This is a genomic window from Butyricicoccus pullicaecorum (genome assembly GCF_002160355.1).
GTDB lineage: Bacteria > Bacillota > Clostridia > Oscillospirales > Butyricicoccaceae > Butyricicoccus > Butyricicoccus pullicaecorum.
On the sequence record NZ_NFKK01000013.1, the window covers coordinates 36617 to 54648 of the forward strand.

Sequence of the window (18032 nt, forward strand, 5' to 3'; positions counted from 1 at the left end):
TCAGTCCCGGCGCGGCAGCCGCTTCATGCTGCGCACCCTGTCGATGTATTCGTGCGGGATGGCCATGCAGATGACCGCCGTGCCCGCATATAAGGCCGGTCTGAGCACGCGCACGATGCGCCCCTTGCACACCACCTGACCGGCGCGGTCGACCGCGTCCACCTGATCGCCCACCGCGGGCAGCGGCAGGTACTCAAACGGGAAATCGATGGTCGCCTCGGTGTCCGAGTAGGAGCGGTCCAAGATGGTGATGGCCAGACCCGGGCAGCCTGCCACGCACAGCCCGCAGCCCACGCACTTATCCTCATGCAGGCGGGGCAGGTTGGTGATCTGCTCGCCGATCGTGATCGCGCCGAACTTGCACAACCCTTCGCACGGATTGCACGGAATCTCCTGCACGCACTCAATGCAGGCCACACGTCCGAGCTTGACGCGGGTTTCGGTCGGTACACCCGGACAGCGCGACAGCTCATCCTGCGACGGTACGCCGGTATACTGTACGCCCGGGTTGATGTCTTCTTTCTGCAAATTATCTCGGCTCAACTTGTTCGGGTCACCCCACATCCTCGTTCCCTCCTTGTTCGGCCTGCATGGCATCGAGCTGCTGCTGTTTGGCCGTGCGGCGGCGCTCGCCGAACAGACCGGCGCGCAGCGCATCCAAACGCGCATTGATCTCGGCCTTTTTGTCTGCCGCCTGTTCGTCGGTCAAAAGTCCCAGCGCGTGCGCGGCGCACACGCCTGCCAGATTGCCCTCTTCCATCGCAGAGGACGCTTCCTCAACACCGGTCACGTCACCCGCGACGTACAGACCGGGTACCGTCGTCTCCATGTTGCCGTCGTGCATGGGCACATGACCGCCAAACGCCGGGATAAAGCAGAACTTACAGCCAGCCATCCAGACCAGCTCGGTCATGGGGTTCAGTCCGACCGCAAGACACACGGTATCAGCCTCTAAGACGCGCTCGGTGCCCGGGATGGGGTTAAACTGCTTGTCTACCTGCGCAATCTCCACGCGCTCGACCTGACCATCACCCATGACGCGGGTGATGGTGTGACCGACCAGAATGGGCACGCCTGCACGGCGCAGCTTGCCCGCGTGCACGGCGTAGCCGCCGATCTTGGGTGCCGCCTCGACCAGCGCGACCACGTCGGCACCCGCCTGCATGAGCTGATAGGACACGATCAAGCCGACGTTGCCCGAACCCAGCATGACTACACGCTTGCCGGGCAGCACGCGATTGACGTTGACCATGGTCTGCGCAGCGCCCGCGCCCATGACACCGGGCAGCGTGGAGCCCGGAAAGGCCATGTAGTTTTCTTTTGCACCGGTGGCCACGATGACCTTCTTGGCACGTACGACATAGTGCCCGCCGTCGTGGATGACACCGAGCGAGCAGTCGCGCTCAATGCCGTAAACCAGCGTGTCGAGCCACACGCGCGCACCGCTCTTCTGCACGCGCTCGAGCAGCTCCTGTCCGATCTGGAAGCCGCGGGTACCCGCCTGATGGGCGCGGGAGCCGAAAAATTTATGAATCTGCTTGAAGAGCTGACCGCCCGGCAGATGGTTTTCGTCGATCACCAGCACGTCCGCGCCCGCACTGGCCGCCTGATAGGCTGCCGACAGGCCGGCAGAACCCGCGCCGATGACCGCGATATCGGTTGTGATCTCTCTCATGCCTTGTCCTCCTCGGTGCGCATGGCGGCAAGGCCGTGCTGAGTCTCGACCTGCATGCCGTCGCGCACCAGCGTCACGCAGGTGCGGGTGTTGGGCACGCCGTCGACAATCATCATGCAGTCGGTGCACCGTCCAATCGCGCAGAAAATACCGCGCGGCTCGTGCCGCTTGGCCGTCGTGCGAAAGGCACGAATGCCCGCGTTCATCAGGGCGGCCGCGATGGGTTCGCCCGCACGCGCCGGGATGGGCTGACCGTCAAAGTAGATGGTCACGGACTCGGCCTCGGGCAGGGCGCCTAAAATCGGGTGTTCGCTCACTCTCATCTGTCGCTCTCTCTCCTTTATCTGAAACGGACGCGTATCGTCCGTTCGGTACATTTTCGCCGTCTTTCCCGGCAAATCTCTTGGAATCTCCTGTCATTATAATCCCATAACCCGGATTTTTCCAGTCTATCAGCCTAAAATTTCTCCAAAAATATAAGCCCCTCACCCTCCCCTTCGGCCAAATCTCTCGCCCCGGCTTTACAACCTGCCGGACGCTTGCTATAATGAGGTCAGAATGGCCATCTAGGAAGCTGAAAAGGAGGCACAGGCCCATGAAAGGACTTGTCATCTACATCCGACGGGAAAAACTGGACGCAGTATGCGCTGTCCTCAGACGGCACAACGCGGCAGGCTTCAGCGTGTCCAACGTCGAGGGCTGCGGCCGCCGCAAGCGGCAGATTGACATCGAGGACGTTGCCGCGATTCCTGCACTCGAGCCCGAACACCTGGCCGCCAAGCTGCGCGTGTACACGGTCGTACCCGACGCTGTGGTCGATACGCTGGTGGACGAGATCTGCAAGGCCGCTGCCACCGACCGCTTCGGCGACGGCAAAATTTTCATCGTGCCGGTCGAAGATGCCATCCGCATCCGCACCCGTGAGCGCGGCGAAACCGCTCTGTAAAAAAACAGCCCGCACCCAGGGCTCTGGGTGCGGGTCTTTTATTGCTCTGACACGCAAAGCATGAATTTTTCGTGAAAATCTGTCCAGAGCCCGCGACAAAATCGGTCTTTTCCGCTATAATAGGGGACGGAAATGATTTGACACAAGGTTTGGAGGCATCAAAACCATGCTGAAATTTATCATCGGCGCGCTGGTCATCGTGCTGATTATATGGCTCATCGCACGCCGCCGCAATCACAAGAGCAAAAAACCCTTCCCGCAGCGTCTGATCGACTGGCTGCTCGCCCGCGAGCTTGCCGAGGAAAAGCCGCAAAAGCGCGCATCCCGACCGGCACAAGCGGCGCACCGTCCGTCGGCACCCAGACGTACCAAGCCGGACGCTGACCAGACCGCCTACATCCGACCGACCCGCAGACCGCCGCAGCCGACCGAGATCACGCTGTGTTATTCGACCGAGATCGACGGCAATGCACGATACGTACCGGTCGACCATCTGCCACTATGTGTGGGCGCACGCAGCGACTGCGACTGCGTGATCGACAACGACACCATCAGCCGCCAGCACTTCGAAATCTTCCGCGACGCTTACGGAGAAGTCTCGGTGCGCAACCTGTCGCGTACCAACGGCATCGTGCCCATCGACGAACGGACGGGCAATGTGGAAGAGCCCATTTTGCAGCCGGGTGTCGTCATCCCGATCGACCGCGACACCGGTACGCTGCGCTTCTGGGCAGGCGAACTGTTCTTCACCCTGCGCCTGCAAGCCGCAAATTCCTATCGCTGAATACGAAAACCCCGAGCCAAAACACCGGCTTGGGGTTTTTTAGATACGTTTGCGCTTGACCGTCGTGGCCTCAGCAAAATAATCGTGTGCGGCATAATAATCCAGTCCGACCGTGAACAGACCGCCGTGCCGTGCCTTGACACAGCAGAAATCCAGCTTGCGCACGGCCTGTTCTCTGGCATGGGCGAGCGCCGCCTGCTTTTCGGCCAGCTGACCATCTTTCTGGAACACCGACGAAGACAAAATCGAGTAACTCAATCCCCAAAGACCGTCGGCGTAATACTCCACGTTGCCCGACTCCTTAAACGACTCGAAGGTTACCGGCAGCAGATAGGACGAACGATTAAAGCTGGAAACCAGAATCAAAATGACTTCCAAACCGGCTGTCGCCTGCGATAAAATTTGCAGCGCCCGGTCGTTATTCAGACGCGGATCGCTGCCCATACCGGGAATAAATTGCAGGTAATCGATCACAACCACCGGGTGCTCCCGGTCGGCTGCAAACTGCCGGATGCGCTCACCCAGCTGCTCGGCCGTATCCCGCACTTTGAGTACACACAGATCGAGCATTTTCTGCTCGTACACCTGCGCCATCTGCCGCACACGGTCATCACAAAAACCGTGCACCAAGTCGCGCGAGACGAAAGGCTTTTGCTGCGTGCGATAAGACATTCGCGCAAGCGCCTTACAAGTAAACTCAAACGGCGACTGCTCGTAGGACAAAAACAGCACCGAGCCACCCTGTTCGGCCAAATGCACAGCCATCTGTCCCAAAAACGTCGTCTTGCCCACCGAGGGCACACCACCCAGAATGTACAATCCGGGTGTCAATCCACCCAGCTGACGGTCAATGCCGTCCCAGCCAGTCAGACATCCCGAACGATCAGCACGCGTCGACAGATCGGTAAAAAACTGACGGCTGAGATACTGCTGTAAGGTCGGAAACGGCGACAAATCCGCACTGCCCGACAGAGCCTGCTGCACTGCCTGTTTCAGCCCTTCCGGGTCATGCATCAAGCGCTCATTCGGGTCTTTGTACGCGCCGGACAGGTCAACAATCCGCGCTTTGCCGCCCATCTCGGCATATTCTTCACAAAATCGCTTGGCAGCCTGCTCGCCGCGCTCATCGTGATCGAATGCCACCAGAAAAGTCGGTCGACGTTCGCCCAATGCATCAAGCACCTGCCGGTATCCCACACCGTTACACGGGATGGCTTTGCCGCCGCACTGATACACCGACAGTGCGCAAATATAAGCCTCGACCAGAAAAACCGGCTCGCTGCTGTCCAGCCACTCGGGAAAACAGACCGGTTCGGTCAGTCCCGACGGCTTGCGAAAGGCCTTGCCCTCGATCGACCGATAAGCCATATACTGCCCCTGATGGTACGGCAGCGCAACCGCTCGCCCCAGCTTGCCGTCCATCGTCTCAAAGACTCCGGCCCATTTCAGCGTATCCGCGGTTAAACCGCGAGATTGCAGATATGGCGAAAATCCTGCTTTTTGCAATTCCCGGAAATTTTGCACCCGGCAATCGGGATAAAGCGAGAGCAAACGGTCAATACTGTCTGCGTCCTCGGTCAGTCCCCAGTGCAACTTTGCTACCGTGAGCAGATCGGCTGTAAAGCCACAGGAAAAACATTTGACGCATTGACCGGTTTCGTAGTACGACATGGACGGATGCCGGTCCTGATGTTGGGGGGATAAGCAATGAAATTTCCTGTTCGGCGAGATGCCCATTTCTCGCGACAAGAAATCGGGCAGATGTTCCTTCAGCCGGGTCAGATCGGCGCCAAACCTTTCCCGGACATATGTCGTATAATCCATGCTGCCCACCCCCTTTTTCACCGCTGTAAGCATATCAGATCCTTGAATGATTTGTCAAATAAGACGGTTTTTGCAATTTTTAAGGCGTATAAGCCCGGAAAATTTACATATATACCCTATTTTTATAACTTATACCGAGATTTATAAATTTTCAGATACCATCACTTTTACCTAGTGACCCATCAGAATTACCTAGTCACCCATCAAAAATACCTAGTTCCCTTTTTTCGTCCCTTTTTAGCCTTATATTACTTATAAAGACTTATAAAGACTTATACGTTTTTTTCCGGTTTTCAAAATTGGCAGATTTGAGAATTTATACTTTGGGATAGTTTGGTAATATCGTATTTTTATGGGGCTTCTCTGAATTATTTTTGAGGGTAAATTTTTGGCCTTCGGCATCACTTTTACCTAGTTATACCATCAAAAATACCTAGTCCACCCATCAAAAATACCTAGTTCGGCATCAAAATTACCTAGTTCAACTGCTCTAAAAGTTTGTTCTTTTGAGAGAATTCGGGGGACTAGGTAAAAATGATGCCAGGACAGGCGAACCGGCGCTTTCTGCACGGATTGGCCGAAAATGAACTAGGTATTTTTGATGGGTCAGGGGTAAAATCGGGCTGTTTTTGGGGCGAAAAACGGCAAAAAACATGCCTAAAACTAGAACAAATGTTCGAATATGTAAAAGTGATGGGTCATCGTTCTCAGACATATGTCCAAGGGGACTAGGTATTTTTGATGGTACCTCTAAAAACGGCAAAAGACCCGATTTTAGGTCGGGTCTTTGAAATCTTCTGCATTTTCTCCGGGGAACAGAATGAGAATTTTCTGGATCTCCCGGTTTTGGGTGAGGAATTCGAAGCCGCCGATGAACTCCATCTCTTCCCAGTATTTGAGGATCTCGGTGATGGTATCGCGCAGACGGCGCTTCTTGTTTTGCCGGACTTTTAGTGAGAACTCTTTGGGGATGTCGGCCACCTTGTAGATGGTGTCCATCAGGATGATGCGGTCGGAACGCTTGGTCAGCTGCTTGCGGCGGCGCATCTGCTGAATGCGGCGGAGCAGATAGTCCTGAATAACGATGATATCTTCCTTCTTGGATACCGGACTGTTGAGCAGGTGCGAGCTGAAAGACATGATCTGTTTTTTAGATAAAGAGTACGCAAAAAGCATAGGTTTCGACAGGATTTTCCAGCCCTCGACCTTCTTGCCGTTGACCACAATGGTCATGCGGCGCAGGTTGAGCAGGTTCTCGGAAAACGATGCCGATGCGGCCTGATCGCCGCCGATGTTTTTAAGCTCGGGGTAGTACGTGGACTCCTGCGAGAAGTCTACCGTGATGTTGCAGTATCGGCACTTCTCAATGCTCTCGGTGACCGCCTTTTTTTGCGATTCGGTGACCTTGGCTTCCGGTCCTTTGCCGGTCATGGTCTTGAAGACCGTCGAGGCGGTAAAGTAGACCGTGCCCGAGTAGAACAATGAGCACACCGCGTCGAACACCGAGCGGTCAAAGAGCGAAAAGCGCTGATCTTCGGTCAGCATTTGCAGGTCCTTGGAGATGCTTTGTAGACTCTCCCATGACAGCGTCACACGGGTCGTGATTTCATACGGGCTGTCCCGTCCCTCGATGCGCAGATCCTGCGGCCCCTGTCCCATAAGATCGGGTAGACTGTTCGAGATCTTGTCATTACTCTTGTACACCTTGGCGGGCAGCTCCGAGCTGATGGAGACGACTTCCGGTTCCAGCTTTACCGTCTCCGCGACTTGATCCTCAAAATCGCTCATCAATTTGTCGATTTCAGCCAGTCGGATGAGGTCAAGCTCTTCATCGTCGGTATATGTTGGATGATCCAAATGAAATTCTCTCCTTTGCTGTCAATGATGTATTGCTAGTATAATCTTTCCGACTGTTTTTGTCAATCAATCGCGGGTTTTGAGGCGAAAATGCGCAAAACCCAAAACAGCACCGCACCCCTTATTGAAGCTTTCGCCAGCCTTTCTCGAAAGGCTGCGGGTTCTCAGGGCAGAGCCCTGAGCCGCCCGTCGCAACGGGCGGAATCCCCTTTTGATTTTCCCGTCCCCCGCAAGGGAAAATCAACTAAACTCTCGTTCAAAGCGCCGCCCACAGCCCGTAGGTCACTATCCTTATTTCCGCGCTGTGCGCGGATAAAATGAGTGGGCGGCAAGACTCTTTGCGCGCCAGGCGCGCTCATGGAGGGAACCGTCCCGAAAGGACGGTTCCCCCTTTATCGGTACTTCGTCCCACATCGCACTTCGTCCCACGTGCGGGACAAGGTTAGGTGCGGGACGAAGTCGCGGCAAACCAATCCGGCCGGTTGGTTTGCATGAGCGGCCTTTGGCCGCAGGGGAGTTGCGCGGCTGCGGCCGCGCTTTTTATTTTTGGTTTGGTTCATTTTCGCCCAGGCGAAAATGAAAGGGGGAGTTTCGCGCTCTGCGGAGCGCGACTCAGGGCTCTGCCCTGAGAACCCGCAAACCTTTGAAAAGGTTTGATCGAAACTTCATTTCGCCTGCGGGCGGGTTTTTAACTTTGTCCCGCACTGGGGACGAAGTGAAACTGCGGGAATCATCGGCAGAAACTCCAGTCATTCGACTGAAAGCGTGCTGGACAGTATTTGGAAATCATGATACAATCAAAAGAGAAAATCACCGCACAAAAGATATGATTTCGAAAACATAAAAACGGCAGGACAGAGGAGTCAAAGACAATGGAAGTGCTGTTATTTATTTTACAGAAGGGCGGCGTTGGCAAGACGACTTCGGCGGCGGCGCTGGCCTCGATTTTGACCCAGGTACACAAAAAGCGTGTGTTATTGGTATCCATGGACCCGCAGCGCAATTTGGACATTATCTGCGGCGCACCTATTCCGCGCGGCAGTGAGCAGCCGAGCATGTACGACGTGCTCAAGGGGGACAAGCACCTCGAGGACATCTTTGTCCAGACCGATGTTGGAACGCTGGCGCCGGCGTCCAATCTGATGTATCAGTGGACGGGCACGCCGCTGCTGTCGCTCGAGGAATACCGCAATCTGTGCGATAATCCGGACGCACTCATGGAGCAGCTGCGCGCGCGTTATGCGCAGGTGACCGACCCCATGCAGGACGACACCCACCGTTTAGAGCGTGAACTTAAGCGCATGGCAGAACAAGATCGCTTTGACTATGTGATCGTGGACTCCAACCCCGACCTCGGCTATCTGACCACGCTGTCCCTGCTGTGCTGGCCGGAGCTGAAAGTGGTCATCCCGGCTTTTGCCGAGGAGTCGTCGCGCGAGGCAATTCTCGAGCTGTATGATACCATCCGCGTGCTGGAACGGCAGGACTTCAACCGTCGGATTGAGATTCTGGGCTTTCTGCTCACCCGGTACGAGAATGTGCGCATTCACCGGCACTACGAGAAATTCATGCAGCGCATGGCCAAGAAGATGAATACCCGCGTCTTTTCCACCCATATCCGCAAGTGCGTTGCCGTGCCCGAGGCCATGGCCAGCAAACAGGACATCTGGTCGTATGCCAAGTCGTCGACCGCAGCGCAGGACTACGCGGCGTGGACGGACGAGATTTTACAGCTGCTCGGAGGTTAAGAGATGGCAAAGAAAAAATTTATGTTGGACGAGGCCGAGATGGACGCCATTTTGGATGAGGACATTTCTGCACTGGACACCGGACGCAGCGATCAGAAGATTCTGGACATCGTGCGCGGCAGCGGACGGGAACTGACCGCGGCACAGGACTTTTACGAGATCCCGGTCGATCTGATCGACCCGTTTTCCATGAAGGGCGCGTCAGACTTCTCGCGTTGGTCGGATGAGGAAGTGCAGAACGCCGTGCCAACCTTCCGGCAGTACGGCGGCAGCTTTGAGCCGATCATTGTACGCCAGAAGCAGGGCAGTGACCGCTTTGAACTGATCGCAGGTGAGCAGCGCCTGCGCGTCACCCGTGCAGCTGGGGCAAAGACCATCACCGCCCGCGTGATTCGCAATTGCTCGGACAGCGAAGCGCTGGACATCTTCGCGCTGACCAACATCCAGCGCCGCTCGACCGTCATCAGTGACCAGATTTACGGCTGGGGTCTGGTCGTGGAAAACCATTCCAATCAGGGCGCACGCTCCGACCTCGGCGCACAGGACACCCTGACCGCTTACATTAAGGGCGTGCAGACCTCGCGCTCCCAGGTCTACCGCTACCTCGCGCTGCGCTCGCTCATCCCCGAACTGCTGCCCGCACTCGATGAGGGCAAGCTGTCCATGCGTGCCGGTGAGAAAATCGCCGCCCTGACTCCCGAACACCAGAAGACTATTATGCCTCATGTCCACCTGATTTCCGAGTCCATCGGCGCACAGCTCGTGGAATTGGAAAAGACCGGTTGGGACGACAATACCGCCTTCGAGATCGTGACCGGAAAGAAAAAGAGTAAAAGACAGAATTATGATAGCAGTATGAGAACGGCAATGCTGCACGCAAGGAAATATGTCGCCGGTCACTTTAATGAAGCTTGTTATGAGGATTTGAGTACGATCATCGTCGATGCGCTGGAAGCGTGGTTGGAACAGCACCCGGATATGCGCCGGGAGAAATGACTTCGTCCCCGGTGCGGGACAAAGTGAGAAACCCGCCCGCAGGCGAAATGAAGCTTTCGCTCAAGCCTTTCTCGAAAGGCTTGCGGAGTCTTGAGGCAGAGCCTCAAGTCGCGGCTCGCAAGCCGCGAAACTCCCCTTTTGATTCCGGTCTTTTGACCGGAATCAACCAAAATAAAAAAAATAATCGCTCGCCGCAGCGAGCGAAATACTCCGCGGTCATTGGCCGCTCATGGGAAAGACCGTCCCTTCGGACGGTCTTTCCTTTTTTGTATGTTTGAGTTGATTCCCGGGTCGGACACCGGGAATCAAAGAGAGGATTCCGCCCGTTGCGACGGGCGGCTCAGGGCTCTGCCCTGAGAACCCGCAGCCTTTCGAGAAAGGCTGGCGAAAGCTTCAGTATGGGTGCGGTGCTTTCCTTTACAAAAAAAGCAGCGCCCGTATAGGACGCTGCCTCAAACACATTTTTACATACTGGAAATCGCGAAGTACAGCAATACCAGAATACCCAGCACGATGCGATACCAGCCAAAAACCTTAAAGTCATGTTTCTTGATGTAGCTCATCAGGAACTTAATCGCGAAGATCGAGACGATGAATGCGACGGCCATGCCCAGAACCAGCAAACCAACCTCACTCGCCGAGAAGTGGAAACCAGCCTTGAGCAGCTTGATTGCGCTGCCGCCGAACATAGCCGGGATGGCGAGGAAGAAGGTAAACTCTGCGGCGACGGTGCGCGAGACACCGAGCAGCAGTGCGCCGACGATGGTTGCACCCGAGCGCGAAGTGCCGGGGAAGACCGCGGCGATGAGCTGGAAGACACCGATCATAAAGGCGGTGGGGTAGGTGATGGATGCGATCGAGCGCACGCGCGGAACCGAATTGCGGTTGCGGTTTTCGATGACGATGAACAGCACGCCGAACAGAATCAGCATGATGGCGACCGTCTGATAGTTATAGAACCAGGCCGTGAAGAGATCGTCGAACAGGATGCCGATGACACCGGCGGGAATGGAGGCAACCAGAATCTTGCCCCACATGTTCATTTTCTGGCGGTCAACACCCCAGCGTCCGCGCACGCGGAAGGGGAAGATCTTATCCCAGTAGATCAGAACGACGGCCAGGATAGCGCCCAGCTGGATGATGACCAGGAACAGATCCCAAAAGGCTTCACTCACGTCCAGCTTGACAAATTCATCGAGCAGAATCATGTGTCCGGTACTGCTGATGGGCAGCCATTCGGTGATGCCCTCGACGATGCCGAACAGAATCGTTTTTAAAATTTCGATCACGTGTTTGCTTCACGTCCTCTCTGTCAGTTTGTGTGAAAAAATCGATAATAAAGACATTGTATCAGGTTGCAAGGGGGCGGTCAAGGCGTATCGGGATTTTCCGGAACGTTTTGACCGTCTTGCTCGGTCGGCGGACAGACCGTGCACAGCTGCCAGAATTCGTGTTCCCAGAGTGCGGTCACGGGCTGCGCTCGCGTGGCGTTTAACTCTTTAACCCGGGCGATTTTGGCCGTCTCCCGGCGCACGTCGTCACCGATAATCAGGTAGTCGGTGGCCTTGACCGCGCTCGGGTGAACGATGCCGCCGCGTGACTGGATGACCCGCGTCATGGCTGGCTTGTCGCCGCCGGTGAGCACGAAATGCTTACCGGCAAAGTCCAGCGTCCGTGGTTTTGGCCCGATCTGCCGGGCAAAATCTGTGCCCATCGAGCGGTGCGCGGTTGGACGGTTGCGCGCGTCGTAGGTCACGGCCTGCCGGGGCTGGTTCCGGTCGTCGTAGGTCACGGTCACGCGCAAAACCAGCGGGTCGGCGTCGGTTTCAAAACCGCGCAGGCGATAGGTGCGCAGATAGGTGGACTGTGTCCCATCAAAATTGAAGATAGCCGACACCCGCGCCGGGACGGTGCGCACGGCGCAGGCGAAGCGATCGAGGGTGACCGCCTCGAGCGGTAGGCCGTCGCGCTCTGCGATGCGTCGCACGAGTGCAGCATAGTAGTCCTTGGCGTAGCTGGTCGGTCGGGTGTTCCATCGCGCGGCATACGTCCCGGTCAGGACCGCCTGCTGGTCGATGGACAGCGCGGTGTAGCCCTCGGTCAGTGCCGCACCCTGTGCGCGCAGCCGATCACGCAGAGCGGCAGCGTCTGCGCGGTCGTTGTATCCCGCCAGAAAGCGCACAAGGCAGGGCGCAAAGTCGGACAGGGTGTGCGGCATGGGGAAGAGGTCGTCGCGGACGGTGAAAAAACACCCTTCCGGGTCAAAGTCCGGTTCAATGCCTGCGTACTGGAACAGCGCCGCGTGCCGCCTGAGGCAATCGGCCAAAATGGGGTTTATAAACTGTATGCGCGTGCGTGCGCGAATCTCGGTCTGCATGCAAAAACCCCCTTTTTTTCTTCATTATACCCGTCTTTCTCCGGCGCGGTCAAGCATGCGCGCTTGTCGCAAAACCGCGATTATGGTATGATATATGGGAGAAAAAACCTGTCCGCGTACCAAAAGGAGGAAATCATGGACGCATCTGTACAAAAAAATCCCTTGGGCTACGAGAAACTGTCCCGCCTGCTGCGTACCTACGCCGTCCCGAGCGTCATTGCCATGCTGGTCAGCTCGCTCTACAACATCGTTGACCAGATTTTCATCGGTCAGGGCGTGGGATACCTCGGAAACGCCGCGACAAACGTCGCTTATCCGCTCACGACCATCTGTCTTGCCATCGCCTTGCTCATCGGCATCGGTAGTGCCTCGCGCTTCTCGCTCAAACTGGGCGCAGGTCAGCCCGACGACGCGGCGCAGACGGTCGGAACCGCCGTGTGCATGATGGTCGCGCTCGGTGTGCTCTACGTCATCGTCATCGAGATTTTCTTAAATCCGCTGCTGCACGCCTTCGGCGCGACCGCCGACGTGCTGCCCTATGCACAGGAATATACGCGCATCACCGCGGTCGGTATGCCGCTGCTCATCTTGACAAACGGCATGAGCAATCTGGCGCGCGCTGACGGCAGCCCCAAGTATTCCATGGCCTGCATGCTGCTGGGCGCGGTCATCAACACCATCTTAGACCCCATTTTCATTTTTGTCTGCAAGTGGGGCGTCGCCGGTGCGGCTGCTGCGACCGTCATCGGTCAGCTGGCGTCCTGCATCATGGCGGTGGGTTACCTGCGCTATTTCCGTCACGTCCGTCTGACCCGTCATCACTTCGGCCTCAAGCCCGCCATCTGCCGCAAGATCGCCTCGCTCGGCATGAGCAGCAGCTTAAATCAGGTCGCCTTGACCTTCGTGCAGATCGTCATTAACAACTCGCTGATTTATTACGGCGCGCAGTCGCCCTACGGCTCGGACATCCCCTTAGCCGCCTGCGGCATCGTCATGAAGACAAACGCCATCCTGCTCGCCATCATCATCGGCATCTCGCAGGGCTCCCAGCCCATCATCGGCTTTAACTACGGCGCCCAGCAGTACGCCCGCGTACGCGGCATCTACAAGCTGGCGATCTCCTGCAATCTGGTCGTCTCCCTCGTGGGTTTTATCCTGTTCCAGTTCTTCCCCAAGCCCATCATTGCCCTGTTCGGTACGGGTGACGCGCTCTATTACGAGTTCGCCGTGCACTTTATGCGCATTTTCCTCTTTATGGTGCTGGTCAACGGCGTGCAGCTCATCTCGTCCAACTTCTTCTCGGCCATCGGCAAGCCCATCAAGGGCGCGGTGCTGTCGCTGACCCGACAGGTCATCTTCCTCATTCCCGCCGTGCTCCTGCTGCCGCTGTTTTTCGGTCTGGACGGCATCCTGTTCGCCGGTCCGGTCGCGGACTTTGCCGCCTTCGTTGCAACCGCAATTTTAATCGCGCTCGAGTTCCGCAAAATCCACGCGCTCGAACAGGCGCAGCAAAAAACTGCATAAAAAGCCAAAGAGCGAAGCCGCATGTAAGCAGCTTCGCTCTTTTGATGTCCGGGACATCGATCTATGGAGAAAGGAAAATGAGCAAGGTTTAGTCGTCCTGCAAGGCATCATAACCGGTTTCGCCCGTGCGAATCTTGATGACGTCGGCAACGTCATAGACGAAGATCTTGCCGTCACCGATGTGACCGGTGTACAGTGCACGGCGGGCAGCCTCGACGACGGTCTCAACCGGTACAGCCGAAACCACAAGCTCTAATTTGACCTTGGGCAGCAGGGTAGCCTCGACCGGAACACCGCGGTAATACTCGGGGGCGCCCTTCTGCATGCCGCAGCCAGCCGCCTGAATGACCGTCATACCGGTCACGCCGATTTCGTTCATGGCGTTCTTGAGCGCCTCAAAGCGCGACTGGTTGGTGATGATGACGACCTTGTGAATGGCGGTCGGCTTGCCCTCTGCGGGTTCGGTCTGTACGCGGGTCACCGGGACAGCCGCAGCCGGTGCCGCGGTCTGATTTGCCAGCGCCGCAGCCTCACCCGCACGGGTACCCAGAACGGTGGCAGGTACGGGCATGAAGTCGGCGTAAGCCGAGGTCAGACCGTGCTCGGGCAGGTCCAGACCGGAAATCTCTTCGGCTTCAGTGACGCGCAGGCCGATGGTGTGCTTGATGGCCTGGAAGATGATGACCATGGTCACACCGACCCAAGCCAGTACGGACACGATACCGAGTACCTGCACGCCCAGGAAGTGCACGCCGCCGCCATACAGCAGGCCGAGGGGCTGACCGAGGTCGTCGGTCAGGTAGTAGGCGAATACGCCGGTCAGCAGGGTGCCGGTCAGGCCGCACAGACCATGCACGCCGACTGCACCGACCGGGTCGTCAACCTTGAGCTTCTGGTCGACAAACTCGATGCCAAAGACAACCACGAAACCGGCAATGATGCCGATGATGGCCGCGCCGACCGGGGTGACCGCGTCACAGCCGGCGGTGATGGCGACCAGACCGGCAAGCGAGCCGTTTAAGGTCATGGAGACATCGGGCTTCTTGTAGCGCACCCAGGTGATGCACATAACGGTGACGGTTGCGACAGCAGCCGCAAGGTTGGTGGTGACAAAGACACGGGCTGCAACGTCTGCCGCGCCGTCGGTCAGAGCGACCGTCGAGCAGCCGTTAAAGCCGAACCAGCAGAACCACAGGATGAACACACCCAGCGCGCCCAGCGTCAGCGAGTGGCCGGGAATGGCGCGTGCCTTGCCGTCCTTGGTATACTTGCCGATACGGGGTCCAAGAATCTTGGCACCGATGAAAGCTGCCGTACCGCCGACCATGTGGACGGCGCAGGAACCGGCGAAATCATGGAAGCCCAGCTGGGCCAGCCAGCCGCCGCCCCAGATCCAATGGCCGCTGATCGGGTAGACGATGGCAGAAATCAGCATGGAGTAAATGCAGTAGGCCGAAAACTTGGTGCGCTCGGCCATGGAGCCCGACACGATGGTCGCAGCGGTTGCACAGAAGACGGTCTGGAAAATGAGCGTTGCCCAGCCGCCGTCGCCGCCGGTCGTGAACAGGTCAATGCCGCCGATCAGTGCGCCCGTGCCGCCGAACATCAGGCCAAAGCCGAAAATCCAGAAAATCGGTGTGCCCAGCGAAAAGTCCATGAGGTTTTTCATAATGATGTTGCCCGCATTCTTTGCACGGGTAAAGCCGGTCTCTACCATGGCGAAGCCGGCCTGCATAAAGAAGACCAGCGCTGCGCCCAACAGAATCCAGCCGACATTCAGGGCATTGCCCAGTGCGGTGATGTCGTTCATGGTTGGTTCCCTCCCAATGATGTATGTTTATTTTTTTGTGAGACGAAAAAAAGAATGGTGCACACCGTGCGCGTCCGGAGTGTGAGGACGCTTTTGCACGGTGCACACCATTGTGCAGGGGAAAAAAGATAAAGAGAAATGGATATGAGCGTGAAAAAAGATGAAATCAGACGTAGAATAACAGGTCGCTGTACGTCGGCATGGGCCAGCGGGTCTTGGGTACCATGGATTCCAGCTTGTCGGCGTCTGCGCGTGCGGCTTCCATTGCGGCAAGCACGGCGTCGTGGTAGTACATCGCCGTACCGGCAGCATCGGTGTCGGGTACACAGTGCAGGGCGTTTTCCAGATCGGTGACGTGGGTCAGCAGATCGGCGGTCGCAGCCGACAGCGTGCGCGCGAGCGTGACTTCGGTCGTGTTGTCCACGCCGATGGTCTGCTTGGAAGCTGCCGTGTCGGACAGCTCATGCACGTAGGACACGCAGGCGGGCAGAATGTCGCGGCGAATCATGTCGACCATGGTCAGCGCCTCGATCGCCAGGGTCTTGGCGTACTCTTCCAGCTGGATTTCCTGACGGGATGCCATTTCAGCCGGGGTGTAGACCCCGTGACGGACGAACAGATCGACGTTTTTCTGGTCGGTGTAGTGGGGCAGCGCCTCGGGCGTCGAGCGCAGGTTGGACAGGCCGCGCGCCTCGGCTTCGGTGACCCAGGATTCGTCGTAGCCGTTGCCGTTGAACAGAATGCGCTTGTGCGCGGTGATTTCGCGCTTGATGAGCAGGGCGCTGGCAGCTGCCAGATCGTCTGCCTGCTCGAGCTCGTCGGCAAACTGGCGCAGGGACTCGGCAACTGCGGTGTTGAGCATGATGTTTGCACACGCAATGTTCATGGCCGAGCCCAGCATGCGGAACTCGAACTTGTTGCCGGTGAAGGCGAAGGGGGACGTGCGGTTGCGGTCGGTGGTGTCCTTGGAGATGGGCGGCAGAACCGACGCGCCGGTCATCTTGGTGGCCTCGGCGGCGGTGTAGTCGCGGCCTTCCTCGATGGCGTGCAGGATGCCGCCCAGCTCGTCGCCCACAAAGACCGACAGGATGGCCGGGGGCGCTTCGTTTGCACCCAGACGGTGATCGTTGCCCGCGGAAGCGACCGAGATGCGCAGCAAATCCTGATACTCATCAACCGCCTTGATAACCGCGGTCAAAAACAGCAGGAACTGACGGTTTTCGGCCGGGGTCTTGCCCGGGTCGAGCAGGTTCTCGCCCGCGTCGGTCGAGATCGACCAGTTATTGTGCTTGCCCGAACCGTTGACGCCGTCAAAGGGCTTTTCATGCAGCAGGCAGACAAAGCCGTGCCGATCGGCGACCTTGCGCATGAGCTCCATGGTCAGCTGGTTGTGATCGGTGGCGATGTTGGTCGTCTCGAAGATGGGCGCCATCTCGTGCTGTGCCGGTGCGACCTCATTGTGCTCGGTCTTGGCGTATACGCCAACCTTCCACAGCTCCTGGTCGAGATCGTCCATGAACGCCTTGACACGCGGGCGGATGGTGCCGAAATAGTGGTCTTCCAGCTCCTGACCCTTGGGTGCGGGTGCACCGAACAGTGTGCGGCCGGTCAGGATGAGGTCGCGGCGCTTGGCGTAGTCCTCCTTATTGATGAGGAAGTATTCCTGCTCGGGGCCAACCGTGGTGGTCACGCGCTTGCAGTCCTTGCCGAGCAGCTTGAGTAGCCGGCAGGCCTCGCGCGAGATCGCGTCCATCGAGCGCAGAAGCGGGGTCTTTTTGTCCAGCACCTCGCCGGTGTACGAGCAGAACGCGGTCGGGATGCACAGCGTGTCGTCCTTAATGAATGCGTAGGAAGTCGGGTCCCAAGCGGTGTAGCCGCGCGCTTCGAAGGTGGCACGCAGACCGCCCGACGGGAACGAGGAGGCATCCGGTTCGCCCTTGATGAGCTCCTTGCCCGAAAATTCCATCAGCGCTGCGCCGCCGTCGGCCGGGGTCAGGAAGGAGTCGTGCTTTTCGGCCGTGATGCCGGTCATGGGCTGGAACCAGTGGGTGAAGTGGGTCGCGCCCTTGGACAGCGCCCAATCCTTCATCGCGTTTGCGACCACATCAGCGACCGCCGGGTCGAGGGGAGAACCCTCGCGGATGGTCTGCTGGAGTGACTGATATACTGCTTTTGGCAGGCGTTCCTTCATGGCTGCGTCACCGAAGACCATGCTGCCGAATAATTCAGGGACTGGATGGTTCATAAGAATAAGCCTCCTATCATGTGAGAGCTGCCGGTGTCATTCCTGCAAATACGCGAAAAAGGCGCCGCGGGTCGTTTTGACCGGCAGCGCCTTTGCTGTTTACGCTGCCCATTATAGCCCGTCGTGTAACCGCTGTCAAGCGCAAAACGCAAAAACTTTTCGGCCTGATTCGCACTTTTACGAAATAAACAGCAAAAGGACAAACGAGGACAGGGATTTCTGTACAAATTGCAAGAAAGTGGGAAA

General features: G+C 57.4%; 14 protein-coding genes. 5 read left to right on the forward strand and 9 right to left on the reverse strand.

The genetic code is table 11. The features are described from left to right. Genes B5F17_RS10585 through B5F17_RS10595 form a run of 3 tightly spaced genes read right to left on the reverse strand, consistent with a single transcriptional unit; the run spans position 1 to position 1998 of the window. The gene (locus B5F17_RS10585) at positions 1–564 is read right to left on the reverse strand and encodes an ATP-binding protein (protein WP_242968740.1); all 564 of its coding nucleotides are present in this window, start codon (positions 562–564) and stop codon (positions 1–3) included. Next, on the reverse strand, positions 554–1675 hold the full coding sequence (locus B5F17_RS10590; protein ID WP_087373677.1) for an NAD(P)/FAD-dependent oxidoreductase: 1122 nt from the start codon (positions 1673–1675) through the stop codon (positions 554–556). Before B5F17_RS10590 ends, B5F17_RS10585 begins: the two co-directional genes overlap by 11 nt. Further along, positions 1672–1998: a (2Fe-2S)-binding protein gene (locus B5F17_RS10595; protein ID WP_016149251.1), complete on the reverse strand. Its 327-nt coding sequence runs from the start codon at positions 1996–1998 to the stop codon at positions 1672–1674. Before B5F17_RS10595 ends, B5F17_RS10590 begins: the two co-directional genes overlap by 4 nt. 272 nt (positions 1999–2270) lie before the next feature. On the opposite strand from B5F17_RS10595, the gene B5F17_RS10600 reads away from it, so the two are divergent. Continuing rightward, a complete protein-coding gene (locus B5F17_RS10600; RefSeq protein WP_162608154.1) occupies positions 2271–2621 on the forward strand; it encodes a P-II family nitrogen regulator in 351 nt (116 codons plus the stop codon). Positions 2622–2787: 166 nt separating this feature from the next. Then, on the forward strand, positions 2788–3405 hold the full coding sequence (locus tag B5F17_RS10605) for an FHA domain-containing protein (RefSeq protein ID WP_087373683.1): 618 nt from the start codon (positions 2788–2790) through the stop codon (positions 3403–3405). Between the two features lie 39 nt (positions 3406–3444). Here the strand turns inward: B5F17_RS10605 and B5F17_RS10610 are convergent, their stop codons facing one another. Continuing rightward, complete coding sequence (locus B5F17_RS10610; RefSeq protein WP_162608155.1) at positions 3445–5229, reverse strand: DnaB-like helicase C-terminal domain-containing protein; 1785 nt, start codon at positions 5227–5229, stop codon at positions 3445–3447. 774 nt (positions 5230–6003) lie between these two features. Further along, positions 6004–7086 (reverse strand): hypothetical protein, encoded by a 1083-nt coding sequence (locus B5F17_RS10615; protein WP_016149255.1) that lies wholly within the window; start codon positions 7084–7086, stop codon positions 6004–6006. Between the two features lie 872 nt (positions 7087–7958). On the opposite strand from B5F17_RS10615, the gene B5F17_RS10620 reads away from it, so the two are divergent. Together B5F17_RS10620 and B5F17_RS10625 are read left to right on the forward strand one after the other, a co-directional pair. Next, positions 7959–8834 (forward strand): ParA family protein, encoded by an 876-nt coding sequence (locus B5F17_RS10620; RefSeq protein ID WP_087373687.1) that lies wholly within the window; start codon positions 7959–7961, stop codon positions 8832–8834. Between the two features lie 3 nt (positions 8835–8837). Next, positions 8838–9830: a ParB/RepB/Spo0J family partition protein gene (locus tag B5F17_RS10625; protein WP_087373688.1), complete on the forward strand. Its 993-nt coding sequence runs from the start codon at positions 8838–8840 to the stop codon at positions 9828–9830. A gap of 464 nt (positions 9831–10294) precedes the next feature. On the opposite strand, the gene B5F17_RS10630 is transcribed toward B5F17_RS10625, so the two are convergent. After that, a complete protein-coding gene (locus B5F17_RS10630) occupies positions 10295–11119 on the reverse strand; it encodes an undecaprenyl-diphosphate phosphatase (protein ID WP_087373690.1) in 825 nt (274 codons plus the stop codon). Between the two features lie 80 nt (positions 11120–11199). Continuing rightward, the gene (locus B5F17_RS10635; RefSeq protein ID WP_087373692.1) at positions 11200–12207 is read right to left on the reverse strand and encodes a BRCT domain-containing protein; all 1008 of its coding nucleotides are present in this window, start codon (positions 12205–12207) and stop codon (positions 11200–11202) included. A gap of 135 nt (positions 12208–12342) precedes the next feature. Between B5F17_RS10635 and B5F17_RS10640 the strand changes: the two genes are divergently transcribed. After that, the gene (locus B5F17_RS10640; RefSeq protein WP_087373694.1) at positions 12343–13731 is read left to right on the forward strand and encodes an MATE family efflux transporter; all 1389 of its coding nucleotides are present in this window, start codon (positions 12343–12345) and stop codon (positions 13729–13731) included. 88 nt (positions 13732–13819) lie between these two features. Here B5F17_RS10640 and B5F17_RS10645 read toward each other — a convergent pair whose 3' ends face one another. Both B5F17_RS10645 and B5F17_RS10650 read right to left on the reverse strand, forming a co-directional pair. Further along, positions 13820–15541 (reverse strand): ammonium transporter, encoded by a 1722-nt coding sequence (locus tag B5F17_RS10645; protein WP_087373696.1) that lies wholly within the window; start codon positions 15539–15541, stop codon positions 13820–13822. Positions 15542–15707: 166 nt separating this feature from the next. Further along, the gene (locus B5F17_RS10650; protein WP_087373699.1) at positions 15708–17786 is read right to left on the reverse strand and encodes a glutamine synthetase III family protein; all 2079 of its coding nucleotides are present in this window, start codon (positions 17784–17786) and stop codon (positions 15708–15710) included. Between the last annotated feature and the right edge of the window lie 246 nt (positions 17787–18032).